The sequence below is a fragment of the Aliiroseovarius pelagivivens genome, assembly GCF_900302485.1.
GTDB lineage: Bacteria > Pseudomonadota > Alphaproteobacteria > Rhodobacterales > Rhodobacteraceae > Aliiroseovarius > Aliiroseovarius pelagivivens.
Genome location: NZ_OMOI01000001.1, coordinates 1,444,551 through 1,462,228, shown reverse-complemented (window position 1 = coordinate 1,462,228; position 17,678 = coordinate 1,444,551). Strand labels below are relative to the sequence as shown.

13 protein-coding genes are annotated in these 17,678 nt (G+C 57.4%); 8 read left to right on the top strand and 5 right to left on the bottom strand.

Annotated features, from left to right (window positions below; all coding sequences use genetic code 11):
- Window positions 1-456: 456 nt before the first annotated feature.
- A complete protein-coding gene (locus tag ALP8811_RS07155; protein WP_108856445.1) occupies window positions 457-1,302 on the bottom strand; it encodes an AAA family ATPase in 846 nt (281 codons plus the stop codon).
- Between the two features lie 323 nt (window positions 1,303-1,625).
- Between ALP8811_RS07155 and dksA the strand changes: the two genes are divergently transcribed.
- Window positions 1,626-2,048, top strand: coding sequence for an RNA polymerase-binding protein DksA (dksA, locus tag ALP8811_RS07150; RefSeq protein ID WP_108856444.1), 423 nt, complete (start codon window positions 1,626-1,628; stop codon window positions 2,046-2,048).
- Between the two features lie 167 nt (window positions 2,049-2,215).
- Window positions 2,216-3,382 (top strand): FAD-dependent monooxygenase, encoded by a 1,167-nt coding sequence (locus ALP8811_RS07145; protein WP_108856443.1) that lies wholly within the window; start codon window positions 2,216-2,218, stop codon window positions 3,380-3,382.
- Between the two features lie 3 nt (window positions 3,383-3,385).
- Here the strand turns inward: ALP8811_RS07145 and ALP8811_RS07140 are convergent, their stop codons facing one another.
- Complete coding sequence (locus tag ALP8811_RS07140; RefSeq protein ID WP_108856442.1) at window positions 3,386-4,204, bottom strand: isocitrate lyase/PEP mutase family protein; 819 nt, start codon at window positions 4,202-4,204, stop codon at window positions 3,386-3,388.
- A complete protein-coding gene (locus ALP8811_RS07135) occupies window positions 4,201-5,385 on the bottom strand; it encodes a pyridoxal phosphate-dependent aminotransferase (RefSeq protein ID WP_108856441.1) in 1,185 nt (394 codons plus the stop codon). The genes ALP8811_RS07140 and ALP8811_RS07135 overlap by 4 nt, the downstream gene beginning before the upstream one ends.
- Before the next feature lie 201 nt (window positions 5,386-5,586).
- Between ALP8811_RS07135 and guaB the strand changes: the two genes are divergently transcribed.
- The 6 genes from guaB (at window position 5,587) to ALP8811_RS07105 (ending at window position 15,299) form a co-directional block, all read left to right on the top strand.
- Window positions 5,587-7,035, top strand: coding sequence for an IMP dehydrogenase (guaB, locus tag ALP8811_RS07130; RefSeq protein ID WP_108856440.1), 1,449 nt, complete (start codon window positions 5,587-5,589; stop codon window positions 7,033-7,035).
- Window positions 7,036-7,056: 21 nt separating this feature from the next.
- Window positions 7,057-8,217, top strand: a complete 1,161-nt coding sequence (locus ALP8811_RS07125) for an RsmB/NOP family class I SAM-dependent RNA methyltransferase (protein ID WP_108856439.1) — start codon at window positions 7,057-7,059, stop codon at window positions 8,215-8,217.
- 174 nt (window positions 8,218-8,391) lie between these two features.
- Complete coding sequence (locus tag ALP8811_RS07120; protein ID WP_370738902.1) at window positions 8,392-10,806, top strand: ATP-binding protein; 2,415 nt, start codon at window positions 8,392-8,394, stop codon at window positions 10,804-10,806.
- 268 nt (window positions 10,807-11,074) lie between these two features.
- A complete protein-coding gene (gene recA, locus ALP8811_RS07115) occupies window positions 11,075-12,151 on the top strand; it encodes a recombinase RecA (RefSeq protein WP_108856438.1) in 1,077 nt (358 codons plus the stop codon).
- 138 nt (window positions 12,152-12,289) lie between these two features.
- Window positions 12,290-14,935, top strand: coding sequence for an alanine--tRNA ligase (gene alaS / locus ALP8811_RS07110; RefSeq protein WP_108856437.1), 2,646 nt, complete (start codon window positions 12,290-12,292; stop codon window positions 14,933-14,935).
- Between the two features lie 76 nt (window positions 14,936-15,011).
- On the top strand, window positions 15,012-15,299 hold the full coding sequence (locus ALP8811_RS07105) for a DUF1330 domain-containing protein (RefSeq protein ID WP_108856436.1): 288 nt from the start codon (window positions 15,012-15,014) through the stop codon (window positions 15,297-15,299).
- 73 nt (window positions 15,300-15,372) lie between these two features.
- On the opposite strand, the gene typA is transcribed toward ALP8811_RS07105, so the two are convergent.
- Both typA and ALP8811_RS07095 read right to left on the bottom strand, forming a co-directional pair.
- The gene (gene typA, locus ALP8811_RS07100; RefSeq protein WP_108856435.1) at window positions 15,373-17,193 is read right to left on the bottom strand and encodes a translational GTPase TypA; all 1,821 of its coding nucleotides are present in this window, start codon (window positions 17,191-17,193) and stop codon (window positions 15,373-15,375) included.
- Window positions 17,194-17,295: 102 nt separating this feature from the next.
- Entirely contained in the window at window positions 17,296-17,625 is a 330-nt protein-coding gene (locus tag ALP8811_RS07095) for a DMT family transporter (protein ID WP_108856434.1), read from the bottom strand.
- Between the last annotated feature and the right edge of the window lie 53 nt (window positions 17,626-17,678).

Sequence of the window (17,678 nt, the reverse complement as noted above, 5' to 3'; positions counted from 1 at the left end):
GCAGGCGCGGTCCCTGACGGGCGGGGCCCGATCACACAGGGTCACGTTCGAAAGGACTGGGGCTGCACAGGGTGGGGTGGTTTCATGTCCCCCGGCACCTGTGCGTTTCACACCAGATTGCCAGCGACCGTCCCACCGGTCGCACGACACCAAATGGGCGCGCCACGTCACAAATCGAACGGAAATGCAGGCATTGTTTCCCATAACAATACAAACACACCGTTTTTGATGCCCCCCCAGGCACTCGGCCATCTTAAAGGGGCAGTGTGGTCAGACCAAGGCAAACCCGTCCATTTGCTGGTTTGAGGTTAAGAAAAAACAAACTTGCTCAATATGTTGTGGGATGATGTTCAGTCAACACAAAGCCGCAGCACCGGATCGCGTCTGCATAGGCGAATCAAAACGGGGCCAAGTTGCCTTGGCCCCGAAACGAACTGGTTAGAAACCAAACTGTGGTTAGCGTTGACCGCGCGCCATGAAAGCAAGTCGTTCGAACAAGTGCACATCCTGCTCGTTCTTAAGCAGCGCCCCATGCAGGGTTGGCAGTGCACTGGCGCCGTCGCGCTTCAATTCGGCCGGGTCGATGTCCTCGGCCAGCAGCAGTTTCAGCCAGTCCAGCACTTCCGAGGTCGACGGCTTCTTCTTCAGCCCGGGCTGTTCTCGGATTTCATAGAACTGGGTCAGGGCTTCGGTCAGCAGACGCGCTTTGATTCCGGGGTGGTGGACTTCGACAATTCTTGCCATCGTTTCAGCATCCGGGAAGCGGATGTAGTGGAAGAAGCAACGACGCAGGAAGGCGTCGGGCAGCTCTTTTTCGTTGTTCGACGTGATGATGATGATCGGACGGTGGCGGGCCCTGATGGTTTCACCAGTCTCGTAGACGTGGAACTCCATCTTATCCAGCTCTTGCAGCAGATCGTTCGGAAACTCGATATCTGCCTTGTCGATTTCGTCGATCAGCAGAACGACACGTTCGCCGGCCTCGAAGGCTTCCCAAAGCTTGCCTCGCTTGATGTAGTTCTTGACGTCATGCACGCGCTCGTCGCCCAGTTGGCTGTCACGCAGACGGCTTACGGCATCGTATTCGTAAAGACCCTGCTGCGCCTTGGTGGTCGACTTGATGTTCCACTCGATCATTCGTGCGCCCAAAGCGCTTGCCACCTGCAGTGCAAGCTCGGTTTTGCCTGTACCAGGCTCCCCTTTGACCAAAAGCGGACGTTCCAAAGTGACCGCCGCATTCACGGCGACCTTCAGGTCATCTGTGGCAACATAGCTGTCGGTTCCGTCAAAACGATTGGTCATACCCGTTCCTTACATCCGGTTCGTGCGATTTGTGACGAGGTAAACACCGAAGTGCACTTTGGCAAGGCCAACGCGCCCTGACGCTACGACGTCATATTGAATTCGTTGGGCGCGCCTTATCTGGTCAATCGGCGCACAATTTGAATGGAAGATGTTATGCGCTATCAGAGAGTTAGTCGGAAGTGCCGAAAAGCTTGCATATGTTAAGTTTTTCAGGCGTGACATTCCCCGAAAGCGGGTGTACATCAGCGCCATAAGAAACCGGGTATCTCCTGCCGAAAAGGTTCGACAGGGACTGCGATCCGGTAGAAGAGGGAGTTGGTATGAAAGCCGAGGCATTCCTGTCCGACGATTATCGGCCAGCCGAAGATGAGCCATTTATGAATGACCGGCAGCTGGAGTATTTCCGGCGCAAACTTGAAGCTTGGAAAGCCGAGCTTCTGGATGAAAGCCGTCACACGATCGAAGGCCTGCAAGACGGCACGCGCAACATTCCTGACATCGCGGATCGCGCCTCGGAAGAGACGGACCGCGCGTTGGAACTGCGCACGCGGGATCGGTCCCGCAAGCTGGTGGGCAAAATTGATCAAGCCCTGCGCCGGATCGACGAAGGCGAATACGGTTACTGCGAAGACACTGGCGAGCCGATCTCGCTGAAGCGTCTGGATGCACGCCCGATCGCAACGTTGAGCCTTGAGGCACAGGAACGTCACGAGCGCCGCGAAAAAGTGCATCGCGACGACTGATCTAGGGTCACGTGGATTGTGCCGACTGGAGGGCGGCGCAATTTGTCACGTACCAATGGAAAAAGAAACATGTCACAAAGGCGGCGGGCTTTCCGCCGCCTTTGTTGTTGCTGGGGTGTCGCGGAACTTGTTCATTGACGCGGACGCTCAACAGGGACCAAGAAAGCATGATCAAAGATCAGCAAATTACCATTTTGGGGGCCGGAATCGGCGGGTTAGCAGCTGCAACCGCTCTGGCCCAACGCGGCGCGAAAGTGACAGTTCTGGAACAGGCGCCCGCCATTACCGAGGTCGGAGCGGGATTTCAGATCAGCCCGAATGGCGTCCGGGTGCTGGATGCTTTGGGTCTGGGCGACAAGGCCCGCGCCAATGCGATCCGGGGGCACGGGGTTTGGTTGCGTGACGGAGTGTCGGGACACGGTGTTCTGGATCTGGATTTTCGCACGCTGAAGCCGGATGACACATTTTTGCTGTTCCACCGCGCGGATCTTCAGAAGCTTCTCTACGATGCGGCGCTTGAGGCCGGCGTTACGATCCAATGTGGTCAGCGTGTTCAATCCGTGCATCCAGGAGAAGACGGCACCGAGGTCGTGCTCGAGGGACAAGATCCCATCAACATGGGCTTTGTGGTTGGCGCAGACGGGCTGCATTCCGTGATGAGGTCGGCTTTGAATGGCCCGGCGACGCCAGAATTTACTGGACAGGTTGCATGGCGTGCCTTGGTCCCTGCAACCGGGCGCGAGCAATATGAAGCGACGGTCTTTATGGGGCCGGGGCGCCACATGGTGACCTATCCACTGCGCGAAGGTAGCCTCGTCAACATTGTCGCGGTTGAGGAACGGGAAAGCTGGACTGAAGAAGGCTGGTTTCACAAAGATGATACTGCCAATTTGATGGCGGCGTTCTCGGGGTTTTGCGATGACGCAATGGCGTTGTTAGAGCGCGTGGACGAGGCGCATATCTGGGGTCTGTTCCTGCATCCCGTCGCTGACAACTGGCATCAGGGGCAAGCGGTGTTGCTGGGCGACGCGGCCCATCCCACTTTGCCCTTCATGGCGCAAGGTGCGGTGATGGCGCTGGAAGACGCTTGGGTACTGGCGGATTGCCTTGATCGCTTCGGGTTGGAACGTGGACCTGCCGTCTATCAGGGCAAACGCCGTCCGCGCACCGCCAAGATCGTGGCAGAAGCACACAAAAACGCGCGCAACTATCACTATACCAATCCGATGGTGCGTGGCGCGGGGCATATGGCGATGCGGCTGATCGGCCGCATGGCGCCGCAAGTCCTGATGCGGCGCTATGACTGGATCTATGACATGGACGTCACTGCCTAGGCGTCACTCCTTCAGTAAAGCGTCGATCTTGTCGCCCGAAATCTCCTTGCCAAGCAGGCTGAAATCGCCTTCCCCAAACATGCCTTGGGCGGCGTCGAAGATCACCCGATGCGTCGCCCGGGCCAATGCGGATCCAAGCGAAATGCGTGCCACGCCTGCCTTGGCAAAATCACCACGGCTATGCTGGGTGAATAAGCCAGCGGCTAAGGCGTTCACAGGCAGATTTGTCGATGCGCAGACGGCAGCTTGATCCTCGAGCGTGCCGGGCAGGGGAATGTAAAGGCAATCCGCCCCGGCGTCTTCATAGCCTTTCAGGCGCGCCATCGCCTCGGCCAGATCATACTGCCCGTTCATCACCCCGTCGGCGCGGGCGACCAGCACGAAGTCACCGGGAAGCGCGCGGGCGGCGGCGGCAGAGGCACGGATGCGCTCGACCGCGATATCGCGGTCGTAGGGCGTCGCAGCAGGCAGGGCAGTGTCCTCGATCGAGATACCCGCCAGCCCCGCCTCATAGGCCAGCCGCACCGTTTCAGCGCAGGTGTCGGGATCGTCGCCAAAGCCGTTCTCGAAATCGCCCGAAACCGGGACGTCCACCGCCGCCACCAAATCCTGTGCGTGGGCCAGTGCCTCGTCGCGGGTCACATGGCCCATATCCGGGCGACCCAGAGTGAAGGCATGCGCAGCCGAGGAGGTGGCAATCGCATCGGCCCCCAAAGCCGCAAGCATCTTCGCGCTGCCAATGTCCCAGGCATTGGCAAGGATGAACGGGTTGCCCTTTTGGTGCAGGGCGCGGAAGGCGGTGCCTCGGTTCGTGTCGGTCATTGTGTGTCTCCTGCAGTCAGAGTATTCGCAAATTCGATCAGGCGTTCGACCGCATCCAGAAACCGGTCGTCGTCGATGGTCATGGCAATACGGACATGGCCCGCTGCGGCGTGTCCGAAGCTTTCACCGGGCATGACGGCGATGTGTTCATCATCCAGCAGGCGCAGGGCGAACTCTTCACCGGACAGACCCGTCGCGCGAATATCCACCATCAGATACATCGCCCCGTCCGACGGGATCAGGCGGGCCGCCTCTTGACCAGAAAACAGCGGCGTGGCTGCGTCGCGGCGTCTTCGGAAGGGGGCGGCGATTTTGGCCTCGAACCCCGGTCCTTGGCGCAGCGCAAATAGGGCTGCATCCTGAATGAACCCCGCCACGCCGTAATTGGTGTTGATGGATAGAGTCGCCAGATGGGCAATCGCCTCGTCCGGGCCAATAATCCAGCCAAGGCGGCTGCCGGTCATCGCGTGACTTTTCGACATGGATCCGACGACCAACGTGCGCTCTGCCATGCCGGGTAGGGCACGAGGGGACAGATGCGCGCCATGCCAGACTTGGCTGTCATAAACCTCGTCCGAGATCAGCCACAGATCTTCGTCGCGACAGACCTGAGCCAACCCTTGCAGCGTGTCGTCGGTGTAGATCACGCCGGTCGGGTTGTTGGGCGTATTGATTAGCAGACTTTTGGCGCCCTTTGCGGCACGGCGCACCGCGTCTAGATCGGGCTGGAACCCATCGCGGGATCGTGCGGGGATGGCCATGGCTTTGGCACCAACGGAGCGGATCGTGCCGGGATAGGTGGTGTAATGCGGATCAATGAACAGCGCAGTATCGCCGTCGTCACAGGCGGCCATATGAGCCGCGAACAAGGCTGCTTGCCCTCCGGGCGTGATCAACACGTTTCGGCGGGTGGTTGGCACATGGGTTTGGTGTTCGACCCGCTGGGCGACCGCATCACGTAAAGATGGGGTGCCGGGCACGTCAACATATCCGGTGTGTCCCCCCATGGCCGCGTCATACATCGCCTTCAGGATCGAGGGATCAGTACGGATGTCATGTTCCCCGATGGTCAGTTCGGTCACGTCAACGCCCGCTGCTTTCATCGCGCGGGCTTTGTAATAGACCCCCCAGCCGTCATCCCCTCCGTCCAGAATGCCGCGAATGCGCGTCGACAGTTCCATCAAAGCCTCGCCATGTTCACATTTGTTCCATCTCAGAAGCTCACGGCCCGTTCGGTTTGTCAAACCCCGGAAATACGTGTGGATTGCTGTCCTGAGAGAAAACAGGGCCTTCAGAGGCAGAAATATCACCTCAGCCCTTTCCAATTGCCCCAACCCATGAGATAGGGACGTGCCAAACGAAAACTCCCAAGGAGAACGCTCATGGAGATTCGCGAGGCCCTTACCTTTGATGATGTTCTGCTGGTCCCGGCAGCCAGCAACGTGCTGCCCTCGACTGCGGATACGTCGACCCATGTGACCCAATCGATCGCACTGAATATCCCGCTGCTAAGCTCGGCGATGGACACCGTGACCGAGGCCCGTATGGCCATTGCAATGGCGCAGGCTGGCGGCATGGGTGTGATCCACAAGAACCTGGACGCAGACGAGCAAGCCCAGCAAGTGCGCCGCGTGAAGCGCTTTGAGAGCGGGATTGTTTACAACCCGATTACCCTGACAGCGGATCAGACGCTGGCAGACGCGAAGGCGCTGCAGGAACGTTACCGCGTCACCGGGTTCCCGGTGGTTGGCCCGGAAGGGCGCGTGGTGGGGATCGTGACGAACCGCGACATGCGCTTTGCTGAAAGCGATGACACGCCGGTCAGCGTTATGATGACCTCGGACAATCTGGCGATGTTGCAAGAGCCGGCAGAGTTGGAAGAGGCGAAAAGCCTGATGCGCGCGCGCCGGATCGAGAAGCTTCTGGTCACGGATGCAGACGGCAAGCTGACCGGACTTCTGACCCTGAAAGACACAGAACAAGCCGTTCTGAACCCCACCGCCTGTAAAGACGATCTGGGCCGTCTGCGCGTTGCTGCAGCAAGCTCGGTCGGGGACAGCGGATTTGCTCGGTCCGAGATGCTGATTGATGCGGGTGTGGACATTGTTGTGGTCGACACTGCGCATGGACACTCGGCAGGCGTGATCGAGGCTGTGAAGCGCGTGAAGGCGCTCTCCAGCACGGTTCAGGTGATTGCGGGCAACGTCGCCACGGGCGATGCTACTCGCGCGTTGATCGACGCTGGCGCGGATGCGGTGAAAGTGGGCATTGGCCCCGGATCGATCTGTACCACGCGGATGGTGGCCGGTGTGGGCGTTCCTCAGCTGACCGCGATTTCCGACTGTGCCGCGGCCGCCGGGGATATTCCGGTGATCGCAGATGGCGGCATCAAATTCTCGGGCGACTTCGCCAAGGCGATTGCAGCCGGCGCAAGCTGCGCGATGGTGGGCTCGATGATCGCAGGCACCGATGAAAGCCCGGGCGAGGTGATCCTGTATCAAGGTCGTTCCTTCAAAGCCTATCGCGGCATGGGATCGCTTGGTGCGATGGCCCGTGGTTCGGCCGATCGTTACTTCCAGAAGGATGCAGCGTCGGACAAGCTGGTGCCGGAAGGCATCGAAGGTCAGGTGCCTTACAAAGGTCCTGCAGGCACCGTGATCCACCAGTTGGTGGGTGGTCTGCGGGCGGCCATGGGTTATACAGGCTGTGCGACCGTTGAAGAGATGCGCAACAACTGCAAATTCGTCAAGATCACCGGAGCAGGTCTGAAGGAAAGCCATGTGCATGATGTTCAGATCACCCGCGAAAGCCCGAACTATCGGATCGGCTAAGGCGGTTATGGGGATCCTGCAATGACACCTGGTGCACGCGTCGCTGCCGCGATTGAGGTGCTGGACAGCTATCTGTCCGGCACAGCAGTCGAGCAAGCCCTGACCGGCTGGGCACGCGGCCATCGTTTTGCGGGCTCGAAAGACCGTGCTGCCATTCGCGATCACGTGTTTGACGCAGTGCGCAGGTTGTCCTCGTCGCAGGCACTTGGCGGCGGCACGGATGGGCGCGCAGTGATGATCGGTCTTCTGCGCGGGCAGGGGCTGGATCCCGCAGAGCTTTTCTCGGGCGAGGGCCACGCTCCGTCCACGTTGACCGAGGCAGAGGCTGCGATATCGGCAGATATGACGCGTGCTCAAACGTTGGATTGCCCGCAATGGCTGCTGCCCGAGTTTGATAGAAGCCTTGCTGCCAAAACTGACGCCTTTCTGGACAGCTTACGCAGTCGGGCACCTGTGTTCGTACGCGCAAATCTGGCGAAGTGTGATCGGGACACGGCCGTGTCTATCTTGGCCGAAGACGGGATCGAAACCTGCCCATCTTCACTTGCATCCACGGCACTTGAAGTTTTAACAAATCCTCGCAAAATCAAAAGCTCACGCGCCTTTCTTGAAGGATTTGTCGAGCTTCAGGATGCGGCCTCGCAAGCAGTGATCGAAGACCTGAACATCCAGCCCGGAATGCGCGTGTTGGACTATTGCGCGGGGGGTGGTGGCAAGGCGCTGGCGATGGCTGCGCTGGGGGCCGACGTCACCGCACATGACCTATCGTGGGAGCGGATGAAAGATATCCCCGCACGGGCCGAACGTGCTGGCGTCGCGATACGTCGCGTACGGCATGGAGAATTAGAAACGCTTCGCGGTTTTGATCTGGTTCTTGCAGACGCTCCTTGCTCGGGGAGCGGGTCTTGGCGCCGTGCGCCGCATGGAAAGTGGCTTCTGACGCCAGACAAGCTGGCAGAAATCCACACCGCTCAGCAAGAGATCCTGTCTTCCATGCCGGGTTTCTTAAAGCCAACCGGGCGAATGGCTTATGCAACTTGTTCGGTCCTATGCAGTGAAAACCGAGATCAGGTAGATCTGTTTTTGAAGCATCATGAGATCTTCAATCTGACCGCCGAATGCCAGTTCACCCCATTGGATGGCGGAGATGGTTTCTATCTTGCGCAACTACAGGGCAGTTAAGGCTTGGCAAAAACAATCTAAAGTAGATAGTCTTCCTTCATTAATCGGGCATTAACCCTCTTCTTTCAGAAAAGAGGGCGATTGAAAGAAGGAACTATCGTGCAGACATCTGCCTTTACGTCGCACCCGTTTGCTCTTGTCGCATTGCGACTTGCGCCCAGAACGCTTGCTTTGATGGTGATTGGTGCCGCGTTTCTAGGTGCATCGTGGTTCGTAGAAGCTCCTATGCTCGGCCTGAGCTTGATTGTGACTGGATTGTCCTTTGTATGTTTGGCCGTAATCGTTCGCGGTGTCGCAATTCTGAAAAGCCTTCACCGGGATCGGCTGATAAACGTCATGTCGGGATTGGTCGCGCATGACAACACAGCCGCCTTTCTAACGGGTGAGGACGGGGACGTGATTTATCGGAACGCGGCAGCGGTACAGTTTTTGGGGGAACGCGCTGGTGGTGTTTTGTCGACGCATCTTGCCGATTTATTCGCAGCTCCTGCCTCGGTCCTATATCAGCTGCAAGGGCGCGCGCAGGCCAAAGGATATGCAAGCGAAGAACTTCACACAAAGTGTGGGCATCTGCGGATCCGCGTCCATCTTGTTCAGGACAATGGGTATCTTTGGAGGTTAGAGCAGCATTCCAGCCAATTCGCCGGCGCGCGTATGGGGGAAAACATCAGTCTGCCGATGATGACCGTGTCCAAAACCGGTACCGTTCTGTTTATGAACGAAGCCGCTCGTAACCTATTGGGCGGACGCGAAACCACTCTGGATCGAGTATTCACCGAACTTCCCATTCAGCCGGGCACCATTATGCAGGTTTCGGGCCGTGACGGGCCGGTTCCAGCTTTGGTGTGCGAGCTTCCTACAACTGCTGGACGGCGCGAGCTTTACTTGCTTCCACCAAGTTCTGCCCCAGAACTGACGAGCGAGGAATGGGCATTTATCGACGGCCTGCCAGTGCCTCTTTTGAAGCTTGATGTTACCGGGCGCATTACCATGGCCAACCGTCGCGCCCGCGATCTGTTGGGTGACGGCGACGCAATCGGGTCCTTGATGGCGGATCAGGTCGAAGGGCTTGGACGCCCAGTTTCTGAATGGCTGCGCGAGGCGCATGCGGGGCGGCATCTTGGGCGATCCGAGATTGTGCGGGCCACTCGCGAGGACGAAGATGTCTTCATCCAGATATCGCTGGCACAGATCAGCGAAGGAAAGGGAACTGCGCTGGTAGCAGTTCTTCAGGATGCGACCGAGCTGAAGTCTTTGGAAGCACAGTTTGTCCAAAGCCAAAAAATGGAAGCAATTGGTCAGCTTGCAGGGGGCGTAGCCCATGATTTCAACAACTTGCTGACCGCTATCTCTGGTCATTGCGACCTTCTTTTGTTGGGGCGAGACGAACAGGATCCGGCCTACTCGGATCTGTCTCAGATCGTCCAGAACGCCAATCGAGCCGCGGCTCTGGTTCGGCAGCTTTTGGCGTTTTCGCGCAAACAGACGTTGCGGCCCGAGAAGCTTCTGTTGACCGAGTCCCTTTCGGACCTGACCCATCTTTTGAATCGCTTGGTAGGTGAAAAGATCTTGCTTCAGCTAGATCACGACGCCGCTCTATTGCCCGTTCGCGCAGATCGTAGGCAGCTGGATCAGGTGATTATGAACCTCGTTGTGAATGCACGCGATGCGATGCAGGACGGGGGGACGATCCGGGTCGAAACGCGCAATGTTATTTTGGAAAGCGCTCTGCAGCGGGATCGCGCCAGTGTTCCTGCCGGTGAGTACGTAGCCATTCGTGTGGTTGATCAGGGAACCGGAATTCCGGCGGATAAGATCGGTAAGATATTCGAGCCCTTCTTCACCACGAAGATGGCAGGCAAAGGTACGGGTCTTGGTCTGTCCATGGCCTATGGCATTGTGAAGCAGATGGGAGGGTATATTTTTGTCGACTCCCTGCCAGGGCAGGGCACGACATTCACTTTGTACTTCCCGGCTAGTCGTGAAGCTGATTTCCCTGAAGATGCGCGAGATGCAGAGGTGTCCGGTCAGACAGCCTACGACCCCGAGACCGACGGATCGCAACCCGCTTTGGGCTCGGTCCCTGAAGATATGGCATCCATGTACTGTGCAGAGAACAGAGATGGAGAGGCGTCTCTTCCCCCGCACTGTCAGACATCGGAACACAAGGTCACTGAGGTGTCACAGGTTGCGTCCGAGGTGGCTGATCCGCAGGACAATGAGACAGGTGGCGTTGTCTTGTTGGTCGAGGATGAAGCGCCGGTCCGCGCATTTGCATCACGTGCGCTCAGGATGCGTGGCTTTACTGTTCTGGAAGCAGATTGTGCCGAGCAAGCCTTGAGTGTTTTGGACGACACAGCGTTAAAAGTGGATGTGTTTGTCACCGACGTGATTATGCCAGGAATGGATGGTCCAACTTGGGTAGCAAAGGCGCTTGAAGACCGGCCCGACGTAAAGGTGGTTTTCGTATCGGGTTATGCCGAGGATTCGGTGGCGGACCATCAGGCTCGGATTCCGAATTCCGTTTTTTTGCCCAAACCGTTCTCACTGACAGAGTTGACAGCGACCGTGAACGAACAAATGCACTGAAGAAAAAAGCACACTTTCAGGTCACATTGTAACTCCACAAGTCTGCTTAAGGCTATGATAAGGAATGCAAAAGAGTGCTTTCTGGAAGAACAATCACAGACGGAAAACTAAGGTTAATAACTTGGTTACCTTTGAGGCCTATCTTGAGTTCTAGAAAAACTTTACTTGAAATGTTCTTAATTTGTACTCATACAGAAAACAAGAACAAGGCAAGAACAATCCAGCGATTGCCGAGTGCAGGCGGGTGTGGAATAAGTGAGGGCGAGATATGGCAACAGCGGATATTTTCCAGATGAAAAAAGATAGCGACAAGCAAAAGGCGCTCGACAGCGCTCTGGCCCAGATCGAACGTCAGTTCGGTAAAGGCTCGATCATGAAACTTGGCGCGGACAATCCGGTTGCCGAAATTGAATCAACTTCGACAGGGTCTCTGGGGCTGGATATCGCGCTGGGGATTGGCGGCCTGCCCAAGGGCCGGATCGTTGAAATCTATGGCCCGGAGAGCTCGGGCAAGACAACGCTGACACTGCATTGTGTCGCGGAAGAACAGAAAAAGGGCGGCGTCTGTGCCTTCGTTGACGCGGAACACGCTCTGGACCCGCTATATGCCAAGAAGCTGGGCGTGGATCTGGACGAGCTGCTGATTTCGCAGCCCGATACAGGTGAACAGGCGCTTGAGATCGTGGATACGCTGGTACGCTCGGGCGCGGTGAACATGGTTGTCGTCGACTCGGTTGCTGCACTGACACCAAAATCCGAGCTGGAAGGCGATATGGGCGACAGCAATGTGGGCGTTCAGGCCCGCTTGATGAGCCAAGCGATGCGCAAACTGACCGGCTCCATTTCGCGTTCCAACTGCATGGTGATCTTTATCAACCAGATCCGCATGAAGATCGGCGTGATGTTTGGTAGCCCTGAGACCACGACCGGCGGTAACGCACTGAAGTTCTACAGCTCGGTGCGACTGGATATTCGCCGTATTGGCGCGATCAAGGACCGCGACGAGGTCGTCGGCAACGCAACCCGCGTGAAAGTTGTGAAAAACAAAGTGGCTCCGCCGTTCAAACAGGTCGAATTCGACATCATGTATGGCGAAGGCATCTCGAAAATGGGCGAACTTCTGGACCTTGGCGTCAAGGCTGGCGTGGTCGAGAAATCTGGTGCGTGGTTCAGTTATGGCGATGAGCGGATCGGGCAGGGGCGTGAGAACGCCAAGAATTACCTGCGCGAACACAATCGCACAGCGCTAGAGATCGAGGACAAGATCCGCGCAGCGCACGGTCTGGATTTCGAAATGCCAGAGCATGAAAAAGACAAGGATGATGACGGGCTGCTTGAAGCGTAAAATCATCTGATAATTTGATCAAAGGACTGGCCTCGGCCGGTCCTTTTTTCTTTGTAACCGCCTGATGGCCCACACGCTGTGGACAGCACGCCCACACAGGGGTAAATGAAACCGACAGCGCATAAGAGACGAGACAAAATGGCCAGCCTCAACGATATCCGTTCGACCTTTCTGAACTATTTTGAACGCGAAGGGCACACGATCGTGGACAGCTCTCCGCTGGTGCCGCGAAATGACCCGACGCTGATGTTCGTGAACTCGGGCATGGTGCAGTTCAAGAACCTCTTCACCGGGGTCGAGAAGCGCGACTATGTACGTGCCACCACCGCGCAGAAATGCGTACGGGCGGGCGGCAAGCACAACGATCTGGACAACGTGGGCTACACGGCGCGTCACCACACGTTCTTTGAGATGCTGGGGAACTTCAGCTTTGGCGACTATTTCAAGTCAGAAGCCATTCCTTTCGCTTGGAACCTGATCACCAAGGAATTCGGCATTCCGAAAGAAAGGCTCTACGTCACCGTGTATCACACGGATGACGAAGCATTTGATATCTGGAAGAAGCTTGGCGTACCGGAAGAGCGGATCATCCGCATCGCGACCTCGGATAACTTCTGGCAGATGGGGCCGACCGGTCCTTGCGGCCCGTGCACCGAGATCTTCTATGACCACGGCGAGCACATCTGGGGTGGCCCTCCCGGAAGCCCGGAAGAAGACGGCGACCGCTTCATCGAGATCTGGAACATCGTGTTTATGCAAAACGAGCAGTTTGAAGACGGCTCGATGATTGATCTGGACATGCAGTCCATCGACACCGGTATGGGACTGGAACGCATCGGTGCGTTGCTTCAGGGCAGCCATGACAACTATGACACAGACCTGTTCAAGGCGTTGATCGAAGCTTCGGCCCATGCGACCGGCGTCGACCCCTTTGGCGACAAGAACGTGCATCACCGCGTGATCGCTGATCACCTGCGTTCGACCTCGTTCCTGATTGCGGATGGCGTGATGCCGTCCAACGAAGGCCGTGGCTATGTCCTTCGTCGCATCATGCGCCGCGCTATGCGTCACGCGCATCTGTTGGGCGCCAAAGATCCGGTCATGCACCGTCTGGTGCCCGAGCTTGTAGCCCAAATGGGACAGGCCTATCCTGAGCTTAATCGCGGTCAGGCAATGATCGAAGAGACGCTTCTGAACGAGGAAACTCGGTTCAAGAAGACGCTGGATCGCGGCTTGAAGCTGCTGGATGATGAAGTGTCCAGCCTTGCTGTAGGTGCAGACCTTCCCGGCGAAACCGCGTTCAAGCTTTACGACACCTATGGCTTCCCACTGGACCTGACGCAGGACGCGCTGCGCGAAAAGGGTCTGGGCGTGGACCAGCCCGGTTTCGACGCTGCCATGGAAGAACAGAAAGCGCGTGCACGTGCGGCGTGGTCCGGTTCGGGCGAGGCAGCGGACGCCACAATTTGGTTCGATCTGGCGGAAGAACACGGTGTGACCGAATTCCTTGGTTATGACACCGAACACGCCGAAGGACAGGTTCTGGCACTGCTGCAGGACGGTAAACCCGTCGACAGCGTGAAGGCTGGCGAAGACGTGCAGATCGTAGTGAACCAGACACCGTTCTATGCCGAAAGCGGCGGTCAAGTGGGTGACAAGGGTTTGATCCGTACCGAAAGCGGTTCGGTCCATGTAACCGACACCAAAAAAGTTGCGGATGTGTTTATTCACGTTGCAAAGGTCGATGAGGGCGAGATCTCTACGGGACAGGGCGCGGAACTGGCCGTGGATCACCTGCGCCGGACGTCCATTCGTGCCAACCACTCGGCAACGCACCTGCTGCACGAAGCACTGCGCAACGAGTTGGGCGAGCATGTGGCGCAGCGCGGGTCGTTGAACGCGCCCGATCGCCTGCGCTTTGACTTCAGTCACAACAAGGCCGTCAGCCCGCAGGAGCTGAGCAACATCGCCCGCGAAGTGAACACCTATATCCGTCAGAACACACCTGTCGAGACCCGGATCATGACGCCTGATGATGCGCGTGACATCGGCGCGCAGGCACTGTTTGGCGAGAAATACGGCGACGAAGTTCGCGTGGTTTCGATGGGTCATGCAGCAACTGGCAAGGGTGCGAGCGGGGACACCTACTCGATTGAACTCTGTGGCGGTACCCATGTGAAGCAAACGGGTGACATTGGCATCTGCGTGATCCTGTCGGAAGGCGCATCGGCCGCTGGTATTCGCCGGATTGAAGCGCTAACTGGAAAGGCCGCTGTGGCCCATATCGAAGCCGAAGCCGCGCGCGGGTCGGAACTTCAGGGCATGCTGAAAGCCAAGCCTGAACAGGTTGTAGATCGCGTGAAGGGCTTGATGGACGAACGCAAGGCTCTGCAAAACGAAATCTCTGCGCTGAAACGCGAGTTGGCCAAAGCCGCTGGTGCAGGTGCAGAAGCCAAAGATATCAACGGTGTGAAATTCCTGGCGATGTCGATTGCTGGCGTTGGGGGGAAAGACCTGCAAGCGCTTGTGAATGAACAGAAAGATGTACTGGGATCCGGTGCGGTGCTGATCATCTCGGACAATGACGGCAAGGTGGCTGTGGCTGCGGGCGTGACCGCGGACCTGACTGACAAGCTGTCGGCTGTCGATCTGGTGAAGGCTGCTGTGCCTGAATTGGGCGGTAAGGGTGGCGGTGGCCGTCCCGAACTGGCGCAGGGTGGCGGTGCGGACGCATCGAAATCCGCTGAAGCCATCGCAGCAGCAGAAGCCACCATCGCGGGCTAAGTCGCTCTTTCCAAACGTATTAAGGCCGCGTATCGTTTGTTCGATACGCGGCCTTTTTTATACTGGAGAACTGCCCATGCCCGCCCTTTGGATTGCTCACGTCACCGTCACGGATGAAGATGCCTATGGTAAATACGCCAAGTTGGCCGGACCCGCCGTTGCGAAGCATGGCGGCAAGTTTATCGCCCGTGGCGGACGCTATGTTCAGCTTGAGGGAAAGGACCGCCCGCGCAACGTGGTCGCCAAGTTTGAAAGCGTGGAGGCAGCTGAGGCTTGCTATCATTCGCCCGAATATCAAGAAGCGCTAAGCCATGCGCGTAACGCGTCCGAGCGTGAGTTGCTGATTGTAGAGATAGATGAATAAGCCCATCTAACATACTGATATAAAAGAAAAAGGGGCCTTTCGGCCCCTTAATTATTCTCAAATGTGAAACACGTTACTGTGCTGCGCGCGCTTGGCGTTTGCGCTCGTGCGGATCCAGATAGCGTTTGCGCAGGCGCACGTTTTCGGGCGTCACTTCGACCAGTTCGTCGTCGTTGATGTAGGCAATTGCCTCTTCCAACGAGAGCGTAACCGGCGTGGTCAGGCGTACCGCTTCGTCGGTTCCCGATGCACGTACGTTGGTCAGTTTCTTACCTTTCAGCGGGTTCACCTCGAGGTCGTTTTCACGGCTATGTTCTCCGATGATCATGCCTTGATATACATCAACCTGAGAGCTGATGAACATCTTGCCGCGATCTTCAAGGTTCCACAGTGCGAATGCCACCGATTGTCCGTTCTCCATCGAGATCAGAACACCTGCGCGACGACCTGGGATGGAGCCTTTGTGTTCGGTCCAGCCGTGGAACACACGGTTCAGCACACCGGTGCCGCGTGTGTCGGTCAGAAACTCGCCATGATAACCAATCAAACCGCGCGAAGGCACATGCGCGATGATACGCGTTTTGCCAGCACCAGCGGGTTTCATTTCGACCAGTTCGCCTTTGCGCGCACCGGTCAGCTTTTCGATCACGGCGCCGGAGTATTCGTCATCCACGTCGATTGTGGCTTCTTCGACGGGCTCCATGCGGACACCGTTTTCTTCTTTCATGATCACCTGCGGGCGCGAGATCGACAGTTCGAACCCTTCGCGGCGCATGTTCTCGATCAGAACACCCATCTGGAGTTCGCCACGGCCAGAAACCTCAAAGGCCTCACCGCCGGGGGTGTCTTCGATCTTGATGGCGACGTTCGATTCCGCCTCTTTCATCAGACGGTCACGGATGACGCGCGACTGAACTTTCTTGCCGTCACGGCCGGCCAACGGGCTGTCATTGATCCCGAAGGTCACGGTGATGGTTGGCGGATCGATCGGCTGGGCGTCCAGGGGAGTATCAACCGCCAATGCACAGATCGTGTCAGCCACCGTAGCTTTTGACATGCCCGCAATCGACACGATGTCGCCGGCCTGCGCTTCGTCGATGTCGGCCTCTTCCAGCCCGCGGAATGCGCGGATCTTGGTGACGCGGAATTGTTCGATCTTTTGGCCGATACGGCTGAGGGCCTGAACGGTAGCACCGACTTTCAGCGTGCCGCTTTCAACGCGACCTGTCAGGATACGACCAACGAACGGGTCCGATCCCAATGTGGTGGCCAGCATACGGAAGTCTTCGCCCTGATGCGCGATTTGCTTCGGGGCGGGGACGTGGTTGACGATCAGGTCAAACAACGCGTGAAGGTCTGCGCGCGGTCCATCAAGCTCGTGATCAGCCCAGCCCGAACGGCCCGACGCATACATGTGCGGGAAATCGAGTTGGTCTTCGGTGGCTTCAAGGCTGGCAAACAGGTCAAAGCATTCGTCCAGCGCGCGATCGGGTTCTGCGTCGGGCTTGTCCACTTTGTTCAGAACCACGATCGGGCGCAGGCCCAGTGCCAGCGCTTTCGAGGTTACGAACTTAGTTTGAGGCATCGGGCCTTCAGCGGCATCCACCAGCAGGACAACGCCATCCACCATCGACAGGATCCGCTCAACCTCGCCACCGAAATCGGCGTGGCCCGGGGTGTCAACGATGTTGATGCGTGTGCCTTTCCATTCAACCGAGGTCGGTTTGGCGAAAATCGTGATGCCACGCTCGCGTTCGATGGCGTCATTGTCCATAGCGCGTTCGGCAACGGCCTGGTTTTCCCGGAACGCACCGGATTGTTTCAGAAGCTCGTCAACAAGGGTTGTTTTGCCGTGGTCAACGTGTGCGATGATCGCAATATTGCGCAGGTCCATAAGGGCCACCTTCGAATGAAAAAGGGATAAGTTAGGGCGCGCATAGCCCGGTTATGGAGCGATTGCCAGTAGAAATGCGCTAATTCGGGGTATTTCACCCGTTCAGTGCTGAGCCGAGTTTGAAAACAGGTGAATGATCAGGATGCCGCCAAGGATCATCGATAGGCCAAGAAGGGCAGGCAGGTCCAGTTTCTGACCAAAAAGCGCGTATCCAATGGCGGCAATCAAAACGATCCCAAGTCCCGACCAGATTGCATAGGCGACCCCGACTGCCATGTATTTCAACGCCCAGCCCAACAGGAAGAAGCTGATCGCATAGGCCACGACGACCGTCAGTGACGGTCCAAGCCGCGTGAACTGCTGGCTGGCCTGCAGGGCGGTAGTGCCGATGGTCTCGGCGATGACAGCAAGGATCAGGATCAGATAAGGCATGGCTCGGCTTTCGATTTCTGGACCGTTCTAGGCCGCGCTGTTCAAACTGTCAG